We start from the raw sequence: 21,933 nt of genomic DNA, 5'->3' as shown, positions 1-21,933 counted from the left end.
AGACGTCGTAAGAGCAAGACGCTGTAAGAGCAGCAGGGCTCCCGGCCGCAGCGGTGCGGCCGGGAGCACCGTCGGACAAGGAGCACGATGCGCGTACGTGTCAGACCGCGATCCGGCGGCATACGATCCGGCGGCAGGGGCAGAACGGCCGGGCTGCTGGCCGCCGCCGTCCTGGCGGGGCTGCTGCCCCTCGCCGGAGCGGGCCCGTCCGCCGCCTCGGACGACCCGGACCCGGTGGCCGTCGACCGCTTCGAGGGCGAGGTCCCCTTCGCGGGCCCGCCCGAGGGCGGCATATTCACCTGGGGCGGCGACTCCGACGACCCGCCCGCCCTGAGCCTGGTGGAGCGCGCCGACGCCCCGGAGGGCGACCAGGTCCTCGAAGGCAGCTACCGCATCAGCGGGTACGGCGGGTTCAGCCATGACTTCGCCTTCGACGAGCCGGCCCACGACTGGTCGGCCCGCCGGGGCATCCGCTTCTGGTGGTACGGGCAGAACACCGCGCCGCTGCCGCCCGGTTCGGGCCGGAGGATCAACTTCGAGATCAAGGACGGCGGCGCCGACGGCGAGGCCTCCGAGCTGTGGACGACCTCCTTCACCGACGACTGGGAGGGGTGGCACCAGGTCGAGATCCCCTTCACCGACTTCACGTACCGCACCGACTATCAGCCGGTCGGCGGGATCGACCAGGTCCTGGGGCTCACCGAGATGTGGGGGTACGCGCTGACCCTGCCGACGGGTGAGCCGGGCCGGTTCGCCATGGACGGGGTGGAGCTGTACGGCACGGGCGACCCGGGTCCGACGGCGAACGTCGTCACGGACGCGGCCGTGTACCCGGTCGAGGAGGGCGCCACCGCCAAGGTCCGGATCGCGGTCGCGACAACCGGTTCGGCTCCGCTCGACGAGCCGGTGACCGTCGGTTACACCACCGAGGGCGGTACGGCGGAGCCGGCCAAGGACTACACGCCCGTCACCGGCACGCTCACCTTCCCGGCCGGCACCCCCTCCGGCACCTCCCGGGTTGTCGAGGTCCCCACTCTCAAGGACCGCGCGGGCGAGAGCGCGGAAACCGTTCCGCTGGCCCTCACCGTCGAAGGTGCCAGGGCCCCGGCCGAGACCCCGCAGGTGGTGATCGACGCCCACGGCCTGCCGTATCTCGACCCCGCGCTGCCGGTGAAGGAGCGGGTCGCCGACCTCCTGCCCCGGCTCTCGCTCGCCGAGAAGGCCGGCCAGATGACCCAGGCCGAGCGCAGCGCGCTCACCTCCCAGGGCGACATCGCCACGTACGCCCTCGGCTCCCTGCTCTCCGGCGGCGGGTCCGTACCGACCCCCAACACCCCCGAGGCCTGGGCGAAGATGATCGACGCCTACCAGCTCAGGGCCCAGGCCACCCGCTTCCAGATCCCGCTGATCTACGGCGTGGACGCGGTGCACGGCCACAACAATGTCGTCGGCGCGACGATCATGCCGCACAACATCGGCCTCGGCGCGGCCCGCGACCCCGCGCTGACGGAGCGCACCGGCGCGGTGACGGCCAAGGAGGTGCGGGCCACCGGCATCCCGTGGGACTTCGCGCCCTGCCTCTGTGTCGCCAGGGACGAGCGCTGGGGCCGTACGTACGAGTCCTTCGGCGAGGACCCGGCGCTGGTCATCTCCATGGCCACGATCATCAACGGCCTCCAGGGCCCGGCCTCCGGCGCCCAACTGGACCGTAACGACAGGGTGCTGGCGACGGCCAAGCACTTCGTGGGCGACGGCGGCACCCAGTACGGCTCGTCCACGACCGGTTCGTACACCATCGACCAGGGCGTCACCAAGGTCACCAGGAAGGAGCTGGAGACCATCCATCTCGCGCCCTTCAAGGACGCGGTGAAGCGGGGCGTGGGCACGGTCATGCCCTCGTACTCCTCGCTGGAGATCACCGACGAGGACCGGCCCGCGATCAAGATGCACGCGGACGGTGCCCTGATCGACGGGGTGCTCAAGCACCGGCTGGGCTTCAAGGGCTTCGTCATCAGCGACTGGCAGGCGATCGACCAGATCCCCGGCGACTACCCGAGCGATGTGCGTACGTCCATCAACGCCGGGCTCGACATGATCATGGTCCCGACCGCGTACAAGGACTTCACCTCGGTCCTCCAGGCCGAGGTCGTGGCCGGGCGGATCAGCCGCGCCCGGATCGACGACGCGGTCTCCCGGATCCTGGAGCAGAAGTTCCGGCTCGGCCTGTTCGAGAAGCCGTACGCCGACACCGCCAATCTGCCCGAGATCGGCTCGCCCGCGCACCGGGCGGTGGCCCGTGAGGCGGCGGCCAAGTCGCAGGTGCTGCTGAAGAACGACGGCGCGGTCCTGCCGCTCAAGCCGTCGCAGAAGGTGTACGTGGCGGGCTCCAACGCCGATGACCTGGGCAACCAGATGGGCGGCTGGACCATCACCTGGCAGGGCGGCTCCGGACCGACCACCGTCGGGACGACCGTTCTGGAGGGCATGCGGAAGGCCGCGCCCGGCTCCCTGACCTACTCGCGGGACGCCTCCGCGCCCACCGCCGGACACGATGTCGGGGTGGTCGTCGTCGGCGAGAAGCCGTACGCGGAGGGGCAGGGCGATGTCGGCAACGGCCATGACCTGGAGCTGTCCGCCGAGGACAAGCAGGCCGTCGACACGGTCTGCGCCGCCATGAAGTGCGCGGTCCTGATCGTCTCCGGCCGGCCGCTGCTCATCGGCGACCGGCTCGGCGAGATCGACGCGCTGGTGGCGAGCTGGCTGCCGGGCAGCGAGGGCGACGGGGTGGCCGATGTCCTCTACGGCAAGCGGGCGTTCACCGGACAGCTCCCGCGGACCTGGCCCAAGTCGGTCGAGTCGCTGCCGATCAATGTCGGTGACGCCTCCTACGACCCGCAGTTCCCGTACGGCTGGGGGCTGACCACCCTCAAGCGGCCGCCCGGCGGCGGGCAGTTGACACTCGCGGCGATCGGGGTCGCGGCCACGGTGCTCCAGAAGGCGGGCCTCGGCTCGTCGCCGCAGGCCAGGGAACTGGTGGGGCAGGCCAGGCTGCTCGTCCAGCAGAAGATCAACGGGAACATCACCGCCGCCTCGGCGAAGCCCTTCGCGGAGGCGGACCATCTGCTGCTCACCGGAGACCCGGCCGGTGCGGTGGCCAAGCTGACGGCGGCCTACCAGGCGGCCTGATCAGCCCGGGAACCCCCATGGGTGAGGCACCTGGACCGACGGGTCCGGGTGCCTCACCCTTTCGCCTTCCGGAAAGCCCTGCCGTAATTCTTTCGCTCCGCTTACGCCTTTGCTCACCCCTGCCCCGTCTTGGCGCGTTTCGGGTAGCGTCAATGTATGAGGACGAGGCTGTATTCCACACTGTCCGGGGTGCTGCTCGCAGGTTCCGCCGCAGCCCTGGGAATCGCGCCCGCCGCCGAGGCCGCCACCGGCCCCGCGACCGTCGCCGAGGCGCTCAAGAACGGGCCTGTCTATGTGGACCCGGCGGCCAGGAGCCAGCTCTCGACCACCGAGGCCGAGGCCCTGGCGAAGAAGATCAAGGACGCGGACAAGCCGCTCTTCGTGGCCGTCCTGCCGGACACCGCCGCGTACCCCGCCGCGACCGTGCTCAACACCGTACGGACCGAGACCGGCATCACCGGTCTGTACGCGATCCGGCTCGGCGACGGCTTCAACGCGGGCGCCGACTCCGCCGTACTGCCCCACCAGGCGGTCCGCAACCTCACCGACGCGGTCAAGGCGGGCGGACCCGTCGACGCCGCGACCGAGCTGAACAACTTCGTCGACCAGGCGCTTCCGCAGATCCGCGGCCAGGCCCCGGCCTCCTGGGACACCACGGGATCGGACGGTACGGACAGCTCGTCCACCGGACTGATCGTGCTCGGCTCCGTGGTCGTGGTGGGCGGCGCCGGCGCGTACGCCCTGTCGCGCCACAGCCGCCGCAAGCGCGTCGAGCGTGAGCGGGAGGCCCTGGAGAAGCTGCGGGTCGTCGTCGACGAGGACATCACCGCCTTCGGCGAGGAACTGGACCGGCTCGACTTCCACCCGGCCGAGGCGGGCGCCGACGACGCGATGCGCACCGACTACGAGCGCTCGCTCGACGCGTACGAGAAGGCCAAGTCGCTGATGGGTTCCGCCCAGCGGCCCGATGATGTGCGCGGGGTGACGGAGGCGCTGGAGGACGGGCGGTTCTCGCTGGCCCTGCTCGACGCGCGCAGGAAGGGCGCCCCGCTGCCGGAGCGCCGCTCGCCGTGCTTCTTCGACCCGCGCCACGGCCCCTCGACCACCGACGCCGAGTGGGCGCCGCCCGCCGGGGTACGGCGTACGGTCCCGGTCTGCGCGGCCGACGCGGCCCGGCTGGCGGACGGCGACGACCCGCTGGCCCGTACGGTCGAGACCGCGAGCGGCCCCCGGCCGTACTGGGAGGCGGGACCGGTGTACGGACCCTGGGCCGGCGGCTACTTCGGCGGCGGGCTGCTGCCGGGGCTGCTGGTGGGCACGATGCTCGGCTCGCTGATGGCGACCCCCGGCTATGCCGCGGACTACGGCGGCGGTGACTACACCGGTTACGCCGGCGGCGACTACTCGGGTGGGAACTACGACCCGGGCGACTTCGGCGGTGGCGGGTTCGGCGGGGGAGGGGACTTCGGAGGCGGCGGAGGATTCGACGGCGGGGGCGGTTTCTGACCCGGACCGGCCCGGAGAGACCCGGAGAGGTCCGGATAGATCTGGACAGATACGGGCAGACCTGAACGGACTCCGACGGGCCCCGGCGGACGGCCCCCGGACCCGGACCGGCCGGGGCTCCGGCTCCGCCGTACGATCCGTACGGCCGCCGAGCCGAGCCCCGGTCGGGAAGCCGCGCCCCCGCCGGTCTCCTCACCCGGTCCCCGGCGGCCTCAGGCGGCCTCGGGGGCCTTCTTGATCGCGGAGATGTCGAAGTTCAGCTTGACCTTGTCGCTGACCATGACCCCGCCGGTCTCCAGCGCCGCGTTCCAGGTCAGGCCCCAGTCGGAGCGCAGGATGGACGCGGTGCCCTCGAAGCCGACGCGCTCGTTGCCGTACACGTCGGTGGCGGAGCCCTGGAACTCCAGGTCGATGGTGACCGGCTTGGTGACGTCCTTGATGGTCAGATCGCCGGTCACCCGGTAGGTCTCGGCGTCGAGCTGCTCGGCCGCGGTGGAGCGGAACGACATCTTCGGGAAGGTCTCCGCGTCGAAGAAGTCGGCGCTGCGCAGATGGCCGTCACGGTCGGGCATCCCGGTGTCGACGCTGGCGATGGAGACCTCGATCGTGGCGGTCGAGGCGGCCGGGTTCGAGCCGTCCAGGCTGAGCGAGCCCTCGTGCTCGGTGAACGAGCCGCGGACGTTGGTGACCATCGCGTGCCGGACGGTGAAGCTGATGGTGCTGTGGGCCGGGTCGATGGTGTATTCGCCGGTCAGCGCGGCGAGGGCCGGGTCCACCTCGACGGTGGCGGTGGCCGAGGAGTCGGTGCTGTCGTTCTTGCGGCCGAAGAGGGCCATGGTTCCTCCTGAGTGCGACTGACGAGTTCTAAACCTTCAATCGGCGCCCACCTTAGACCTCTCTCGTTCAATCTTCAACAAAGTCATCCGATCGAGTTCCCCGCACCCTGGCGGACGCGCGTAGATCTCGGGCACCATCGGTCCGCGACATCGCTCCGTTACCACCTGCACCGCTGCCCCATCCACCTCAACGGTTCTCAGCAGGAGGCAATCCCCCCATGAAGCTCCGCTCGTACCTCACCGCGTTCGCGCTGGTCCTGGGCGCTCTCTTCGCCCCCGGATTCGGCGTTCTGACCTCGGCCGGCGACGCTCAGGCGGCCACCAAGATCTCGCACGCCACCGCGACCTCGATGTTCAGCTCACGCGGCATCACCTGGTCGTCCTCCGGCGGCTGTTCCAACCGCAACAACCCGACCTGTACGTCGTTCGAGCAGCTCAACCTGGCCACGGCCCAGGGCGCCCAGACCCTGAAGAGCGCGAGCGGCTGCGCCCTGAACATCACGGGCGGTACGGAGACGGGCCACGCGAGCGGCACGTACTCGCACTGGAACGGCTACAAGCTCGACTTCGCCAAGGCCACCTGCCTCACCAACTACATCAAGAACAACTTCACCTACATCGGCCCGCGCGGTGACGGCTACCCGCAGTGGCAGTCCGGCGCCGGCAACCTCTACGCGGACGAGGGCAACCACTGGGACGTCACGTACTACAACTGCGGCGGCTGCTGACCGGTTCCACCGTGTCCTCAAGCGCCGGACGGGCCTGCCGGGCTGTGTCCTGAATCCGCCGGACGGGCTTGCTGTGCCATGTCCTCCGAGCGCCGGACGGGCCGCCGGGCTGTGTCCTGAATCCGCCGGACGGGCCTGCTGTGCCGTGTCCTCAATCGCCGGACGGGCTTCAATGAGCCCGTCCGGCGATTGCCCGTCCTGAGCGCGGAGGTTCTCGTGTCGCAGCCAGCAGCCTGGTCCCGTCGCACCGTCTTGGCCGCCGCAGCCGGCACCCTCGGGCTCGGCTCCGTGCCCCCGGCCTCCGCATCCGAACCGCTCGCCCCCGCCGACGAGTTCGAGGCGCTGCGGCTGCGCTGGACGGACATCCAGCTCGGCACGGGCTACGACCCCGACGCCGAGCCCTATGCCTCCCGGCTCGCCGCGACCGGCACCCGGGCCGAGGCCTTCCGGCGGTCCATGGCACCGGCCGCCACCCATCTCTGGCCCGGCCACCCCTTCGACCCGCCCGCCGGAATCACCCGCAGCTACGACCGGCTCTGGACCATGACCCGGGCCTACGCCCAGCCCGGCACCGGTCTCACCGGTGACGAGTCACTCCTCGCCGGCATCCTGCGCGGGCTCGCCCATCTCTCCACCACCGTCTACCACCCTGCCACCACCCCCTACGGCAACTGGTGGGAATGGCAGATCGGCAGCCCCCGGCTGCTCATGGACATCACGGCCGTCCTGTACGAGCACCTCACCGAGGAGCGGCGCGCGGCGGCCTGCGCGGCCGTCGACCACTTCGTCCCCGACGCCCTCCTCACCGACTACTCGGGCACCAGCACCGGCGCCAACCGCGTCGACCTCTGCCGCTCCGTCGCCCTGCGCGGCATCCTCGGCCGGGCCCCCGCCAAGACCGCTCTCGCCCGGGACGCGCTCTCGCCCGTCTTCCCGTATGTCACGAGCGGGGACGGCCTCTACGCCGACGGCTCGTTCGTCCAGCACACCTGGGTCGCCTACTCAGGAACGTACGGACAGGTCCTGCTCGACGGCCTCGGCCGGCTCTTCTCCCTGCTCGCCGGGTCCTCCTGGGCCATCACCGACCCGGCCCGGCAGAACGTACTCGACAGCGCGGAACGCGCCTTCGCACCGCTGATCTACAACGGTCTGATGATGGACTGCGTCAACGGCCGTGCCATCAGCCGGGGTTGGCTCGCGGGCGACGACCTGGGCGTCATGCGGAGCGACCACTTCCACGGCCAGGCGCTGATCGCGGCCCTTCCGCTGCTCGCGGGTGGGGCGTCCGCCGCCGAGCGGGAGCGCTGGACCGGGCTGGTCAAGGGCTGGATCGAGCGCGACACCGTGGCACCCGTGCTCACCGCCCCGCAGTTCGACGTCGCCGATCTGGCGCGGCTGCACACCGTCGCCGCCTCGCCCGTGCCCGCCGTCCCCGAACCGGCCGGCCACACCCTCTTCGCCGCGATGGACCGGGCCGTGCACCGGGGGCACGGCTGGGCCGCCGCCCTCGCCATGGCCTCCGGGCGGATCGCGCACTACGAGTGCGGCAACGGCGAGAATCCGCGCGGCTGGCACACCGGGGCCGGGATGCTCTCGTGGTGGTGCGCCGACCGGGGCAACGACCAGTACACGGACTGGTTCTGGCCCACTGTCGACCCGTACCGCCTGCCCGGTACGACCGTGTCCACCCGGCGGCTCGCGGACCGGGAGGGCGGCGAGTGGGGCGAGCCCAAGCCGGACGTGCGGTGGGTGGGCGGAGTGACCGACGGGACCTTCGCCGCCGTCGGCCAGCATCTCAAGGGCCTCGGCTCCACCCTCGAAGCACGCAAGTCCTGGTTCTTCACCGACGACGCGGTCATCTGCCTGGGTGCCGGAATCACCTGTACGGACGGGGTGCCGGTGGAGACGATTGTCGACAACCGCAACCTGGGCGAGCGCGGCGCGGACACCTTCACCCTCGATCACGGTCCACGCCCCCGCTGGGCCCATCTGGCGGGCCACGGCGGCTGGGTCTTCCCCGGCGGCGCCCCGCTCAGGACCCTCGCGGAGGACCGTACCGGTGCCTGGAGCGACATCAACACCGGAGGTTCCCCCGAACGGCGTAATCGCCGCTACCGGACCCTCTGGATCGACCACGGCACCGACCCCACCGGCGCGGCCTACGCCTATCTGCTGATGCCCGGTGCGTCCCGGCGGGCGCTCGCGGCCCGCGCCGCCGACCCGCACTGGCTGCGGATCCTCGCCAACGACGCGGACCGGCAGGCGGTGGAGCTTCACCCGCTCGGCTGCACGGCCGTCAACTTCTGGCGGCCCGGTACGGCGGGACCGCTCACCGCGACCGCCCCCGCGAGCGTGCTGGCCGTGGTCCGGGGCCGTACCGCCACGCTCCGTATCAGTGAACCCCCGCGCTCCGGACGGCCGCTGGAGGTCGTCTGGGACCGGAGAGTACGGGAGGTGCAGGCCGTCGACCCGGGGGTCGAGGTGCTCTCGGCGGGCCGTACGCTACGGCTGAGGATCACCCCCGGAACGGCCTGCGAGGCCTATCGGTGCCAGGTGGCGTTGATCTGACATCTAGGGGAATCCCACAACAGCCGGGGGTACCTTGCTGTCCGGGAACCCCGCATCGTGCCGGGTTCTGTCCAGGCCCACCAGGAATACCGCCAGGAGACTGTGTGGAGTCTACGGCGTGTTTTCACGGTGCTGTTCGTAGGGTTGGGACATGACCGTAGTGGACGAGACGCCGGGCGAGCCAACCGATGCCCGGGGGCGTGTGGCCGAACTGCACGCCCTGCGCGAGACGGCCCGCCGGGGCCCCAGCGACCGCGCGACCGAAGCCCAGAAGGCCAAGGGCAAGCTGACCGCGCGTGAGCGCATCGAGCTGCTGCTCGACGAGGGGTCGTTCAGGGAGGTCGAGCAGCTCCGCAGGCACCGCGCCACCGGCTTCGGCCTGGAGGCCAAGAAGCCGTACACGGACGGTGTCATCACCGGCTGGGGCACGGTCGAGGGCCGGACGGTCTTCGTGTACGCGCATGACTTCCGGATCTTCGGCGGCGCCCTCGGCGAGGCACACGCCACCAAGATCCACAAGATTATGGACATGGCCATCTCGGCCGGTGCCCCGCTGGTGTCGCTCAACGACGGCGCGGGGGCCCGGATCCAGGAGGGCGTCTCCGCGCTCGCCGGCTACGGCGGGATCTTCCAGCGCAACACCCGTGCGAGCGGGGTGATTCCGCAGATCAGTGTGATGCTCGGCCCGTGCGCGGGCGGCGCCGCCTACAGCCCGGCCCTCACCGACTTCGTGTTCATGGTCCGCGAGACCTCGCAGATGTTCATCACGGGACCGGACGTCGTCAAGGCGGTCACCGGCGAGGAGATCACCCAGAACGGCCTCGGCGGCGCCGATGTGCACGCCGAGACCTCCGGCGTCGCGCACTTCGCGTACGACGACGAGGAGACCTGCATCGCCGAGGTGCGCTACCTCCTGTCGATGCTGCCGCAGAACAACCGCGAGAACCCGCCCACGGTCGTCTCCGAGGACCCGGTGGACCGCCGCTCCGACGTGCTGCTCGATCTGGTGCCCGCCGACGGCAACCGCCCGTACGACATGCACAAGGTCATCGAGGAGCTGGTTGACGAGGGCGACTTCCTGGAGGTCCATGAGCGCTGGGCGCGGAACATCATCTGCGCCCTGGCCCGGCTGGACGGACAGGTCATCGGCATCGTCGCCAACCAGCCGCAGTCCCTCGCCGGGGTGCTGGACATCGAGGCGTCCGAGAAAGCTGCGCGCTTTGTCCAGATGTGCGACGCTTTCAATGTCCCGATCGTGACGCTGCTGGACGTGCCCGGGTTCCTGCCCGGTGTCGACCAGGAGCACGGCGGGATCATCAGGCACGGTGCCAAACTCCTCTACGCGTACTGCAACGCCACCGTGCCGCGGATCTCGCTGATCCTGCGCAAGGCGTACGGAGGCGCTTACATCGTGATGGACTCCCAGTCCATCGGAGCCGACCTCACCTACGCCTGGCCCACGAACGAGATCGCGGTGATGGGCGCCGAGGGTGCCGCCAATGTCATCTTCCGCAGGCAGATCGCGGAAGCCGCGGACTCGGAGGCCATGCGTGCCCGCATGGTCAAGGAGTACAAGGCCGAGCTGATGCATCCCTACTACGCGGCGGAGCGCGGACTGGTCGACGACGTGATCGACCCCGCGGAGACCCGTGAGGTGCTCGCGAGCGCGCTCGCGATGCTCCGTACCAAGCATGCCGACCTGCCGTCCCGCAAGCACGGCAACCCCCCGCAGTGACCCTGCGCCCCGCGCCCTCCCGCCGAGAAGACGGAGACACGACCTCCATGAGCGAATCCACGAACGAATCCCTGCTGCGCGTCGAGAAGGGGCAGGCCGGCCCCGAGGAGCTGGCCGCCATCACCGCCGTCCTGATGGCCCGTGCCGCGGCCCGGAAGGACGCCCCGGCCCACCACGGCCGCTCCACGGCCGGCTGGCGCCGTCTTGAGCGCACTCCCGGTTTCCGCGCCCCGCACAGTTGGCAGGGCTGACAGCCGCCACAGGCCGTCCCAAGGCGCCAGAAGCCGTACGAAGCGAAGGCCCCCGCACTCCTTGAGTGCGGGGGCCTTCGTGTGTCTGCGGCGGTGCGCCGCGCGGGACTTACCGCAGTCGTGCCATGAGGGCGTGTTCGACGAGGGTGATGAGTCCGCTTTTGGCGTCGGCGCGGTGGCGTGCGTCGGTGGTGATGATGGGGGTGTCGGGGCCGATCTGGAGTGCTTCGCGTACTTCGTCGGGGGTGTAGGGCTGGTGTCCGTCGAAGCCGTTGAGGGCGATGACGAAGGGGAGTCCTGAGTTTTCGAAGTAGTCGACGGCGGGGAAGCAGTCGGCGAGGCGGCGGGTGTCGACGAGGACGACGGCGCCGATGGCGCCGCGGACGAGGTCGTCCCACATGAACCAGAAGCGGTCCTGTCCGGGGGTGCCGAAGAGGTAGAGGATGAGGTCTTGGTCGAGGGTGATGCGTCCGAAGTCCATGGCCACGGTGGTGGTGGTTTTGTCTCCGGTGTGGGTGAGGTCGTCGATGCCTGCGGAGGCGCTGGTCATGACGGCTTCGGTACGCAGCGGGTTGATCTCCGAGACGGCGCCGACGAACGTGGTCTTGCCCACGCCGAAGCCGCCCGCCACCACGATCTTCGCGCTGGTGGTTGAGCGGGCTGCACCGCCGCTAGAGCTTGCGAAGTCCACTGAGCACCCTTTCGAGCAGTGTCACGTCTGGCTGGCCACCGACGGCCTCGTCGCCGCCGGGCTGGTGGATGGCGACAAGGCCCGCCTCCGCCAGGTCGGCTACGAGGATCCGGGCCACGCCGAGGGGGATGGAGAGGAGCGCCGAGATCTCGGCGACCGATTTGATCTCGAAACAGAGCCGGCAGATCCGCTGGTGCTCGGGCAACTGCCCGTGCAGCCGGGACGGATCGGCCGTCGTACTGACCAGCGCCTCGATGGCGAGCTGGTACCGCGGCCGGGTCCGGCCGCCGGTCATGGCGTACGGACGGACCAGCGGGTTGTGCGTGCCCATGGAGGGAGCGGGTTCCTCCGGGGCGCGGCGCGGCTCCACCGGCTGGATGCGGGGCTGCCGCGGTTCTTCATAAGGCTGCCGCCGCGGCGGTTCGTACGGCCGCTGCTGGGGGTAGTAAGGCTCCTGCCGGGGTGGTCCGCCGCCCTGGCCTCCCGGCTGACCGCTTGGCGCGGAGGGGAAGTTGAAGCGGTTCCGTACGGGTTCGCCCTGGGCCCGCCGCACACCGTCGTAGTCATAGGGATGTCCGTCTGGGGGTGTAGCCACGTTTCCTCCTCCGACTGCCGGTCGCCGGGCCGATGTTGACGGTCCTGTGAATCCGCGCCACCGCACCCTAATGGTGCGGTGGCGAGCAGCGCACTGTCTCTCAGTTGAGCAGACTTCCCTGGAGCTCGGCCCGGAGGTCCGGGGTGAGGACCGTGCCCGCGCGGTCGACCAGAAGCGCCATCTCGTATCCCACCAGGCCGATGTCGGCCTCCGGGTGCGCGAGAACGGCCAGGGAGGACCCGTCCGAGATGGACATGATGAAGAGGAAACCGCGCTCCATTTCGACGACGGTCTGGTTGACGGCACCACCTTCGAAGATCCGGGACGCCCCCGCGGTCAGCGAGGTCAGACCGGACGCCACGGCCGCGAGCTGATCGGCGCGGTCGCGGGGAAAACCTTCGGACATGGCCAGCAGGAGTCCGTCGGCGGAGACCACCACGGTGTGGGACACCCCGGGGGTGTTGTCCACAAAGTTGGTGATCAACCAGTTCAGATTCTGCGCCGCCTGGCTCATCGGGCTCACACTAACGCTCCTGGTTGTAGGTACTGCCCGGGCCGTGGCCCGGTCCGTTCGTGTCCGCTCCCGCGTTGCGGCCCCGCTGGACACCGCGCCGCAGGTTGCTCAACCTGCCGCGGATGTCCTCGGGGGCCCGGGAGATCTGGGTGCCGCCCTGCGGGGTCTGCTCCGCCGCTCCCTCGATCAGATTGGCCTTGGGCACGCGCCGGGGGAGCCCCGACGCGGTGATCCCGCCCGCCTTGGGTTCGCGGAGCTTCTCGGCCCGCTGCCAGCGCTCGTCGTTCCTCGACCGCCAGTCCCCGGAACCCGCCGCCTCGCTCTGCCCGTTGCCCTGACCGCCGCCGAGCCCGTTCTGCGGAGTCTCCGCGGCGGGTGAGGGCGGTGGTACGGCCGGACCCGCCGTTCCGAGCGGGCCGCTGTCCTGTCCCGTCTGCTGCCACCGCTGTGGCGGCTGGCTGCTGCCCCGGCGCGGCAGACCCGCGTCCGTCAGCGTATGACTGCTGCTCGGGGACGGGCCCGGACGGTCGAAGCCTACGCGGTCGCGGGCGTTCGCGGGAGCGTCGGGGGCCGATTCCGGTTCCGGGTGCCGCTCGGTCCCGTACACGTCCTGGTACGCGTTCTGACCGGCCCAGTCGCCCTGTTGGGGCGCCTCCGCATACGGCTCCGCGTACGGCTGGGGCGCGGCCTCCGCGTACGGCTGCGCAGCGGGCTCCTGGAACTCCTGGAAGTCCTCGTAGCCGGCCGTCTGCGGATAGCCGGTCTCCGTGGCCGCCGGGGGAGCGGCGTATCCCTGCTCGTACGAGGGCGAGGCCTCCTGCGGCAGGTACTGCCCGTCGACCTCCTCGCGGTAGTGGACGGCCGGGTCCTGGAAGACCGGCTGCTCCGCGGTCCCGGGGCCGCCCAGCGCCGCCCGCCGCTCCTCGCGCTTGAGGGTGCGGTTGACCGGGTCGAGCGTGCGGCTGTCGTCCCGCTGGTCCGACTGGCCCGGCGGGTCGTCGTACCGCGAGTCGTCGAAGCCCAGTTCGGCGGCGGTCAGCATCGGGGTGCCGGTGTCGAAGACCTGCTCGCCGGCCGGGATCTGCTGGTCCGGGATGATCTGCGAGACGGTGAAATCGTCGGCCGGGGCCGGTTCGCCGCCCCCGCCATGGGTGATCGCGTCGGGGAGCATGACCAGCGAGGTCGTACCGGCCTGCTCGCCCGAGGGGCGGAGCTGCACACGGATGCCGTGCCGGTCGGCGAGCCTGCCGACCACGAACAGGCCCATGCGCTGCGAGACGGCGGCGTCCACGGTCGGCGGGTTGGCCAGCTTGTGGTTGATGTCCGCGAAGTCCTCGGCGGTCAGGCCGATGCCCTTGTCATGGATCTCGATCATCACCCGGCCGTCGGGCAGCCGGGTCGCGGTGACCCTGACCTTGGTCTGCGGCGAGGAGAAGGTGGTGGCGTTCTCCAGCAGCTCGGCGAGGAGATGGACCAGGTCGGTCACCGACTGGCCGTGGATCTCGGTCTCGGGGACGCCGGTCAGCTCGATACGGGCGTACGACTCGACCTCGGAGGAGGCGGCGCGCAGGACGTCCACCAGCGGCACCGGCTGGTTCCAGCGGCGGCCAGGCTCCTCGCCCGCGAGGACGAGGAGGTTCTCGCCGTTGCGGCGCATACGGGTCGCGAGGTGGTCCAGCTTGAAGAGGTTCTCCAACTGGTCCGGGTCGCCCTCGTTGTTCTCCAGATCGGAGATGAGGGTCAACTGCCCTTCGATCAGCGACTGGTTGCGGCGCGAGAGGTTGGTGAAGATGGCATTGACGTTTCCGCGCAGCATGGCCTGTTCGGCGGCCAGCCTGACCGCCTCGCGGTGGACCTGGTCGAAGGCGCGGGCGACCTCGCCGATCTCGTCGCGCGAGTCGATGGGGATCGGCTGGACCCGGGTGTCGACCCGGCCGGGCTCGGTCCGTGAGAGCTGGTCGACCAGCATCGGCAGCCGCTGCTCGGCGATGCCGAACGCGGCCGTGCGCAGCCCCAGCATCGCGCGGCTCATCTGCCGGGCCATCATCCCGGCCAGGACGAAGGCGGCCAGCAGCGCGATCACCACGACGCCGCCGATGGTGATGGCGTTGTTCCTGGCGTTCTCCGAGATCTGCGCCGCGTCCGCCACGGCCCTGTCGACGAGGTCCTTCTCCAGGACCGTGTAGCCGTCGAACTTGGCGGTGGAGGCGGCCATCCAGGCCTCGGGCGTCACCCCGCGCTGCGCGAGCCGTTCGGGGCTGTCCCCGGTGGCGATCTCCGCCACCATGCCGTCCAGGACGGAGCCCTCCTTGCTCGGCGGGGCGACGAAGTCCTCGCCCTTGGCCGCCGCCTGCTGCTGAGCCGCCGCGAGCTTCTTGGCGCCCTCGGCCGCCTTCTGTGCCATCACGTCCTGGAGCCTGGCCGTATCCGCCTCCGTACCGCCGGAGACGTACTCGGCGACGGCGATGTCCTCCAGATAGGCATAGGAGGAGAAGGCGATGGTCTGGCCGTTCCTGACGTTCTCCGTCTGGTTAGGCCTGACCAGCAGATGCGTACCGATGGAGCGCTGGAGCGACTCGGCGGCCTTGGCGAGCTGGATCGCGTAGACGGTACGGCCGTAGCTGGTGATGTTGGAGGTGCCCAGGCCCAGTTCGTTGGCGAACTCCATGAGGGAGTGCTGGACCAGCACATACCCCTCCTCGGTCGCCACCGGGCCGCCCTTGCCACCGCTCTTGTCCGGGGTCTCGACCCCCTCGATGTACGCGCTCTTCCTGATGGCGGCGAGCTTCGGCTCCTCCGCCCGGAACAGGCTCAGCCGGCGTTCCAGGCCTTGGTCCGCGGGCATGTCCCGGACGGCCTCGTCGAACTTCTTCTTCGCGGCGTCCGTGGCCGCCCGCACCTGTGCGACCACCGGGGCGTCGCCCTCGCCGGTCAGCAGCGGCTGGGCGGTCAGATCTCGTTCGTTGAGCAGGGCCTGCCCGTACCCGGCGGCGGCCCGTACGACCAGAGCCGTCCGTTCGGCGTCCTGCGCCTCCTGCCAGGTGTCCACGGCAGCTTTGACCTGGAAGCCGCCCATCACCAGACCGACCAGCACAGGAATCAGGAGGATGGCGTTCAGCCGGGTCGGCACCCGCCAGTTGCGCGGGGAGAGCGGACTGCTGCTGCCGGCCGCCGGCGGGGACCCGGTGGCGACCGAAGGCGGCACCGCTGCGCGCGGCGGCGGGGTGAAGTTGCCCCGCGCCTGCTGCTCCGCGGAGCTCGTCTTGCTTCGCCTCACTCGACCAACAACCTCTCGGCGTCGGCACCTACGTTTGTGCCGTGTTCTGTTCGGGGCCGTACTACTCGGGAGTTGTCGAATTGCAGCACGAGGAACGGCCCCATTCCAAACAGCGGGAATCAGCCATTCCGAGTGGTCCAAGCCTCACGTAAAACGGGCAAAAGAGCGAGCCCCGCCAAAAGACGGGGCTGATGTGAGCACAGTGGCACCGGACGAGTGCGTCGGGTGTCCGGTGTCCGTGAATTCTCTGTCGAAATGTTATGAACATGGAGGCGGGCTATGTCGATGGACATGGCCCGCCTCCCGCTGCTCCGTACGGCAACCGCCGTAGCCGGACGTCTACTTGAGCCGTGCCATGAGGGCGTGTTCGACGAGGGTGATGAGTCCGCTTTTGGCGTCGGCGCGGTGGCGTGCGTCGGTGGTGATGATGGGGGTGTCGGGGCCGATCTGGAGTGCTTCGCGTACTTCGTCGGGGGTGTAGGGCTGGTGTCCGTCGAAGCCGTTGAGGGCGATGACGAAGGGGAGTCCTGAGTTTTCGAAGTAGTCGACGGCGGGGAAGCAGTCGGCGAGGCGGCGGGTGTCGACGAGGACGACGGCGCCGATGGCGCCGCGGACGAGGTCGTCCCACATGAACCAGAAGCGGTCCTGTCCGGGGGTGCCGAAGAGGTAGAGGATGAGGTCTTGGTCGAGGGTGATGCGTCCGAAGTCCATGGCCACGGTGGTGGTGGTTTTGTCTCCGGTGTGGGTGAGGTCGTCGATGCCTGCGGAGGCGCTGGTCATGACGGCTTCGGTACGCAGCGGGTTGATCTCCGAGACGGCGCCGACGAACGTGGTCTTGCCCACGCCGAAGCCGCCCGCCACCACGATCTTCGCGCTGGTGGTCGACCGTGCCGCTCCGCCGCTAGAGCTTGCGAAGTCCACTGAGCACCCTTTCGAGCAGTGTCACATCCGGCGTGCCGCCGGCCTCTCCGTTGCCCGGCTGGTGGATGGCCACCATGCCCGCCTCCGCCAGGTCCGCGACCAGGATGCGCGCGACGCCCAGCGGCATCGTCAGCAGGGCCGACACCTCCGCGACGGACTTGACCTCACGGCACAGGTGGCAGATCCGCTGGTGCTCGGGGAGCAGAGTGGCAAGGTGCGCCGGGTCTGCCGTCGTACTGACCAGCGCCTCGATGGCGAGCTGGTACCGCGGCCGGGTCCGTCCGCCGGTCATGGCGTACGGACGGACCAGCGGCTGGTCGCCCTCGGAGCCGTAGGCGTCGACTGCGCCGTACGGATCGTGAGAGGCGGGTGGCGGGGTCATGAATCCTCCGGGCGTGACAGCAAGATGTCTGCGTGCCGTCTGACTTGGCCGGTGGGGGGCCGGTTGGGCGGCCTGACGGTGGTTGGAGCGGGGGACGGTGCCTTGAGCCTCAGTGCAGCAGGCTGCCCTGGAGCTCGGCGCGCAGGTCCGGGGTGAGGACCGTACCTGCGCGGTCGACCAGAAGGGCCATTTCGTAGCCCACCAGGCCGATGTCGCACTCGGGGTGCGCCAGTACGGCCAGGGAGGACCCGTCGGAGACGGACATGAGGAAGAGGAAACCGCGCTCCATCTCGACGACGGTCTGGTTGACCGGGCCGCCTTCGAAGATCCGGGACGCCCCCGCGGTCAGCGAGGTCAGACCGGACGCCACGGCCGCGAGCTGATCGGCGCGGTCGCGGGGGAAGCCCTCGGACATGGCCAGCAGAAGTCCGTCCGCGGAGACCACCACCGTGTGGGACACCCCGGGGGTGTTGTCCACGAAGTTGGTGATCAACCAGTTCAGATTCTGCGCAGCCTGACTCATCGGACTCAACTAACGCTCCTGCTGGTGAGAGGTGCCGAGGTTGAAACTCCCGGTCGCCGGGCCGGTGTTGCCGGCCTGCCGACCCTGCTGGATACCCCGACGGAGATTGGTCAGCCGGCCGCGTACGTCTGCTGGCGCACGCGATACCTGCGGACCGGCCTGGGTGTTCTGTTCCTGCGCGGTGCCGGGCACCAGATTGGCACGCGGCACCCGGCGGGGCAGACCGGATGTGGTGATCCCGCCCGCCTGGGGCTTCTTGACCCGCTCGGCCTGGCGTACCAGCTCGTCGTTGGGCGACGTACGCCAGGAAGAGGTGACGCCCGCGCCACGGGCGCCCGAACCGTTGGCGTTCAGGCCCGGGAAGCCCGAGCCGTTCGTGCCGGAGTCCTGGATGTCGCGGCGCGGCATCGGGGGCTGCTGGGACTGGTGCTGCTGGGGTGGCTGCTGCGGGTACTGCTGGCCGCCGCCCTGCTGGCCGTGTCCGTGGAACCAGTTGGTTTCCAGGTTGTCGTACAGCGGGGTGCGGCCGTCGCCGGGACCGGCCGGCGGCAGCGCCTCGGGCTGCTGCTGCGGCGGCAGGCCCTGCGGCCGGTAGCCGCCCTGCGCGCCCGGAACTCCGGGGCGCTGGGCGTTGAAGTCCTGCTGGGGGTGGTAGTCCCGCTGCTGCGGGGCGTTGTGGTACTCGGCGGGGGCACGGAAGTCCGACTGGGCGTTGCCGTACCCGTTCTGCGGGGCGTCGTAGCCCCCCGGGGCGTTGAAGTCCGGACGGGGGAACTGGGCCGTGGCACCCGCGTCCTGCGGTCCGCCGCGTCCCGTGTTCGCGTCCGGCCGCGGCCCGCCGAAGTCCGGGCGCTGGAACTCGGCCGTGGACCCGGGACCCTGCTGGTCGGCTCCCGGCCTGACGAACTGGCCGGAGGTGTCGTGCTCCTCGTGGCCGCGCGGAACGTCCAGCGGAGAGTGCTGCCCGGACTGCGGGGGCTGCTGGTCGCTGCCCCAGCTCGTGGTCTGCTGGCGCTGGGGCTGCGGGTTCCCGCCGGGCAGTTCGGCACGCGGTCCGCCGGGCGGCGGAAGCTGCCGGCCGCGGTCGGGGGCGCCGCCCTGCTGGAAGGCGTTCTGGGCACGGCCGCTGAAGCCGTTGCGGTCGCCGCCGCCCTGGCCGGCCCTGGCGCCCGGACCCTGCTGGCTGTTCGGGTTCTGCCCGGCCGGGCCGCCGAACTGGTCGTTACGGCCCTGACCCTGGCCGCCGCCCTGGCCGGGCGCGCCGAAGGCGTTCTGGCTGAAGATGCTGGACTGGCCCGAGCCCTGCCGCTGCGGATCCTGCGGTCCGCCCTGCCCGCCGCCCGAACCGTCCCGGGACGGCAGTGCGGCGCGCGGGCTCGCGCCCGCCAGCAGCCCGGGGCCGCCGCCGGGTCCCGCGCCGAGACCGGGCCTGCCGCCACCGGCCGCACCGGGTCCGCCGGTCAACTGGCCGCCCGGGGCGGGCGCCTGGCCCACCGCGTTCTGGCCGCCGGGACCGGCACCGGGCCGACCGGCCGGCGGAGCCTTCTTGCCGCCGTGCGCGACATCGACCGGCAGCATGACCAGCGCGGTCGTGCCACCCGAGTCGGAGGGGCGGAGCTGGATCCTGATGCCGTGGCGCAGGGACAGCCGGCCGACCACGAACAGACCCATGCGGCGCGATACGGAGACGTCCACGGTCGGCGGCGAGGCCAGCCGCTCGTTGATCGCCGCGAGGTCCTCGGGGGACAGACCGATACCGGTGTCATGGATCTCGACCAGCACCCGCCCGTCGGGCAGCGCGTGACCGGTGACCCGGACCTTGGTCTGCGGCGAGGAGAACGAGGTCGCGTTCTCCAGCAGCTCGGCGAGCAGGTGCACGAGGTCGTTGACGACGCGTCCGGCGACCTCGGTCGCGGGGACCGAGGCCAGTTCGATGCGCTCGTACTGCTCCACCTCGGAGGCCGCGGCACGCAGCACGTCGACCAGCGGTACGGGCCTGGTCCACCGGCGGCCCGGTTCCTCGCCCGCGAGGACGAGGAGGTTCTCACCGTTACGGCGCATACGGGTCGCGAGGTGGTCCAGCTTGAAGAGCGAGGAGAGCTGGTCCGGGTCCGCCTCACGGGACTCCAGCTCGGAGATCAGGGAGAGCTGACGCTGGATCAGGCCCTGACTGCGGCGCGAGAGGTTGGTGAACATCGCGTTGACGTTGCCCCGGAGGAGGGCCTGCTCCGCGGCGAGGCGGACCGCCTCGCGGTGCACGTCGTCGAAGGCCGCGGCGACCTGTCCGATCTCGTCCCGGGAGTGCACACCGACCGACTCGACGGAGGTGTCGACATCCTGCGGGTCGGACTCGGAGAGCTGCTTGACCAGCTCGGGCAGGCGGTCCTGGGCGACCCTGGTGGCCGTGTCCTGGAGCCGGCGCAGCGAGCGGATCATGGACCGGGCGACCACGAAGGCGCCGGCCAGCGAGACACCCAGCACCAGCAGGATGACCGCACCGTTGATGAGCGCGTCGCGCTGCGACTGGGTGCGCAGCTCGCGGGCCTTGCCCTCCATCTCGCCCAGCAGCGTGGCCTCGATGGTCTTCATCGCGTTGATCCGGGTGGACGCCTGGTCGGTCCAGTCCAGATACGAGCGGTTGGGCTGCCGCGCCATGCCGTCCGGGGTGTTGAGCACGCGTTCCGCGTACTTCTCGGCCTGGCCTATCTCAGGGTTGCCGGTCCCGTTCAGCGGCGCCATCAGCTCTTCGGCGTCGCCGCCCATCGACTCGTACAGCGAGCTGAAGGAGGTGAGGGCGTTCCTCTCCTTGGTCTGCGCGGCCAGACCGTACAGCCGGTCGCTGTCGGTGAGCTTGCCCTTGGTCTTCGGGTCGGCCGGCAGCGCGGCGGCGATGACCGCCCGCTGGATGGAGGCGTACTCCTTGGCGGACGAGAACGCGGCCAGCGCACGGGTCCGCTTGATCATGTCCGGGTTGCTGGTCGCCTGCGCCATGTCCTGCGAGAGGCTCAGCAGTGAGTCGATCAGTCCGCTGTACGCGTCGACGGTCAGCGAGTCCGACTCCGAGGTGTACGCGCCCTTGCGGATGTCGTTGATCTTGTTGACCTGGGTGGCGATCTGGTTGACGTTGGAGCGGATGCTCTCCAGCGCCTCGTCGCCGTCCGTATTGCCGATGTCGACCGTGGCGTCGAGGAAGGCCCGCTTCGCCCGGTCGGTCGCGGTCCGGCGGTTCTTGACCTTGTAGTCGTCGGGCGACTCGCCGTTGGTGAGCGGACCTGCCGACTCGTCACGTTCCGCCTGGAGCGCGGCGGCGAGGCTGGTCGCCTCCTTGGTCATCTTGGTGAGGAGCTGCATGTGCTCCAGTTGCTGAATGTCATTCAGCGACTGGTTGATACGCAGCCCGCCCAGCGAGGTCGCGGCGACCACCGGCAGTGTCAGCAGCGCCACCAGGCGCGTGCTGATTCGCCAGTTGCGCAGCGCGATCCTCGGCCCGACCTCACCCGGCACCGAAGTGACCGGTGGCGTCACGGGCTTGGGCGGCGCCGAAGGCCCGCCCGCACCCGGTGCGGCCCCGGCGGACCCGCCTCTGCCGCCACTCTCGCCCGAGGGTGCCGGTCCCGGGTTCTGGGTGTGCTGGGGCGAGGAGCCGCGGTCGGTTCCGCCGCGGGGCTCCTGCTCCGCCGCAGCACTGCTATCCCTCTTGAAACGTCCCTGCACTAGCGTCGCAACCTCTGGACCAGGCGCCCCTCCGCGAACGGCGGGGCGGTGTCGGCGTCGTGGGGTGCAGAACGCCCCCCATGGTGGTCGTGAGTGACCGGCGCTGCTCCCCTTTCCCGCCGCCACTCGGCGCTGCGTTGCGCCCCTGCGCGCCGGCTTGTAAACCCGCGGCGGTGGGGGGAATTCCAGCACAGTGCAGGATCTCCAACAAGGGCCATGGGAGGGCCCGTGGCTTGAATGACGCCGTGTGAGCACCGGGTCACGAGCCGTAGAAATGGTTCACGGAGGAAACGGACTTTTATTGACGACCCGCTTACGGGTGGGGGGTGTCCCAGTCTTCATGATCAGGAGCGGAATGTAACGTTCAGTAGCTCAATGTCCGATTCCATGGTCAACGATCAGTGACCGTAATGGGGGAAATGCCCGGCGAGTCGTGAGGAAACTCACATGGAGATCGCTGCTGGATCCCGGCGGTGGCGGGGAATCGGATGTTTAGCCTGACGCTT

15 protein-coding genes are annotated in these 21,933 nt (G+C 70.4%); 6 read left to right on the top strand and 9 right to left on the bottom strand.

Annotation, left to right across the window (positions count from 1 at the left end):
- The first annotated feature begins 87 nt into the window (after positions 1–87).
- Positions 88–3,186, top strand: coding sequence for a glycoside hydrolase family 3 N-terminal domain-containing protein (locus tag KQY30_RS09570; RefSeq protein ID WP_217306458.1), 3,099 nt, complete (start codon positions 88–90; stop codon positions 3,184–3,186).
- A gap of 156 nt (positions 3,187–3,342) precedes the next feature.
- Complete coding sequence (locus KQY30_RS09565) at positions 3,343–4,692, top strand: hypothetical protein (RefSeq protein WP_217306457.1); 1,350 nt, start codon at positions 3,343–3,345, stop codon at positions 4,690–4,692.
- A 212-nt stretch (positions 4,693–4,904) separates the two neighbouring features.
- Here the strand turns inward: KQY30_RS09565 and KQY30_RS09560 are convergent, their stop codons facing one another.
- Complete coding sequence (locus KQY30_RS09560) at positions 4,905–5,528, bottom strand: YceI family protein (protein WP_217306456.1); 624 nt, start codon at positions 5,526–5,528, stop codon at positions 4,905–4,907.
- Between the two features lie 218 nt (positions 5,529–5,746).
- Between KQY30_RS09560 and KQY30_RS09555 the strand changes: the two genes are divergently transcribed.
- The 4 genes from KQY30_RS09555 to KQY30_RS09540 all read left to right on the top strand — a co-directional run bounded on the left by KQY30_RS09555 (position 5,747) and on the right by KQY30_RS09540 (position 10,810).
- Positions 5,747–6,256 (top strand): hypothetical protein, encoded by a 510-nt coding sequence (locus KQY30_RS09555; protein WP_046500436.1) that lies wholly within the window; start codon positions 5,747–5,749, stop codon positions 6,254–6,256.
- A gap of 216 nt (positions 6,257–6,472) precedes the next feature.
- Positions 6,473–8,824: a polysaccharide lyase 8 family protein gene (locus KQY30_RS09550; RefSeq protein ID WP_254407037.1), complete on the top strand. Its 2,352-nt coding sequence runs from the start codon at positions 6,473–6,475 to the stop codon at positions 8,822–8,824.
- Between the two features lie 151 nt (positions 8,825–8,975).
- Positions 8,976–10,559 (top strand): acyl-CoA carboxylase subunit beta, encoded by a 1,584-nt coding sequence (locus KQY30_RS09545; RefSeq protein ID WP_046500435.1) that lies wholly within the window; start codon positions 8,976–8,978, stop codon positions 10,557–10,559.
- A gap of 47 nt (positions 10,560–10,606) precedes the next feature.
- The gene (locus KQY30_RS09540) at positions 10,607–10,810 is read left to right on the top strand and encodes an acyl-CoA carboxylase subunit epsilon (protein WP_217306455.1); all 204 of its coding nucleotides are present in this window, start codon (positions 10,607–10,609) and stop codon (positions 10,808–10,810) included.
- Between the two features lie 109 nt (positions 10,811–10,919).
- Here the strand turns inward: KQY30_RS09540 and KQY30_RS09535 are convergent, their stop codons facing one another.
- From KQY30_RS09535 to KQY30_RS09500, 8 genes are all read right to left on the bottom strand, one after another.
- Entirely contained in the window at positions 10,920–11,501 is a 582-nt protein-coding gene (locus tag KQY30_RS09535) for an ATP/GTP-binding protein (RefSeq protein WP_031229389.1), read from the bottom strand.
- On the bottom strand, positions 11,482–12,096 hold the full coding sequence (locus KQY30_RS09530; protein ID WP_046497997.1) for a DUF742 domain-containing protein: 615 nt from the start codon (positions 12,094–12,096) through the stop codon (positions 11,482–11,484). The genes KQY30_RS09535 and KQY30_RS09530 overlap by 20 nt, the downstream gene beginning before the upstream one ends.
- A 100-nt stretch (positions 12,097–12,196) precedes the next feature.
- Positions 12,197–12,610 (bottom strand): roadblock/LC7 domain-containing protein, encoded by a 414-nt coding sequence (locus KQY30_RS09525; protein ID WP_026057603.1) that lies wholly within the window; start codon positions 12,608–12,610, stop codon positions 12,197–12,199.
- Between the two features lie 10 nt (positions 12,611–12,620).
- Entirely contained in the window at positions 12,621–15,887 is a 3,267-nt protein-coding gene (locus KQY30_RS09520) for a nitrate- and nitrite sensing domain-containing protein (protein WP_217306454.1), read from the bottom strand.
- Positions 15,888–16,226: 339 nt separating this feature from the next.
- Entirely contained in the window at positions 16,227–16,808 is a 582-nt protein-coding gene (locus KQY30_RS09515) for an ATP/GTP-binding protein (protein WP_189282429.1), read from the bottom strand.
- On the bottom strand, positions 16,789–17,190 hold the full coding sequence (locus tag KQY30_RS09510; protein WP_046495927.1) for a DUF742 domain-containing protein: 402 nt from the start codon (positions 17,188–17,190) through the stop codon (positions 16,789–16,791). The genes KQY30_RS09515 and KQY30_RS09510 overlap by 20 nt, the downstream gene beginning before the upstream one ends.
- A 109-nt stretch (positions 17,191–17,299) precedes the next feature.
- Positions 17,300–17,713, bottom strand: a complete 414-nt coding sequence (locus tag KQY30_RS09505) for a roadblock/LC7 domain-containing protein (protein ID WP_030351794.1) — start codon at positions 17,711–17,713, stop codon at positions 17,300–17,302.
- Between the two features lie 9 nt (positions 17,714–17,722).
- The gene (locus tag KQY30_RS09500; RefSeq protein WP_217306453.1) at positions 17,723–21,427 is read right to left on the bottom strand and encodes a nitrate- and nitrite sensing domain-containing protein; all 3,705 of its coding nucleotides are present in this window, start codon (positions 21,425–21,427) and stop codon (positions 17,723–17,725) included.
- Positions 21,428–21,933: the final 506 nt, after the last annotated feature.

It is taken from the genome of Streptomyces sp. GMY02 (assembly GCF_019056675.1).
In the GTDB taxonomy this organism is placed as follows: Bacteria; Actinomycetota; Actinomycetes; order Streptomycetales; family Streptomycetaceae; genus Streptomyces; species Streptomyces odonnellii.
Note: the sequence above shows the minus strand (reverse complement) of the source record. Positions and strands in the feature narration are given on the sequence as shown.

Excerpts from the sequence above, each read along its gene's own strand:
- KQY30_RS09555 (WP_046500436.1), top strand. The coding sequence starts at position 5,747 with ATGAAGCTCCGCTCGTACCTCACCGCGTTCGCGCTGGTCCTGGGCGCT.
- KQY30_RS09525 (WP_026057603.1), bottom strand. The coding sequence starts at position 12,610 with ATGAGCCAGGCGGCGCAGAATCTGAACTGGTTGATCACCAACTTTGTG.
- KQY30_RS09505 (WP_030351794.1), bottom strand. The coding sequence starts at position 17,713 with ATGAGTCAGGCTGCGCAGAATCTGAACTGGTTGATCACCAACTTCGTG.
- KQY30_RS09565 (WP_217306457.1), top strand. The coding sequence starts at position 3,343 with ATGAGGACGAGGCTGTATTCCACACTGTCCGGGGTGCTGCTCGCAGGT.
- KQY30_RS09570 (WP_217306458.1), top strand. The coding sequence starts at position 88 with ATGCGCGTACGTGTCAGACCGCGATCCGGCGGCATACGATCCGGCGGC.
- KQY30_RS09545 (WP_046500435.1), top strand. The coding sequence starts at position 8,976 with ATGACCGTAGTGGACGAGACGCCGGGCGAGCCAACCGATGCCCGGGGG.
- KQY30_RS09510 (WP_046495927.1), bottom strand. The coding sequence starts at position 17,190 with ATGACCCCGCCACCCGCCTCTCACGATCCGTACGGCGCAGTCGACGCC.
- KQY30_RS09560 (WP_217306456.1), bottom strand. The coding sequence starts at position 5,528 with ATGGCCCTCTTCGGCCGCAAGAACGACAGCACCGACTCCTCGGCCACC.
- KQY30_RS09540 (WP_217306455.1), top strand. The coding sequence starts at position 10,607 with ATGAGCGAATCCACGAACGAATCCCTGCTGCGCGTCGAGAAGGGGCAG.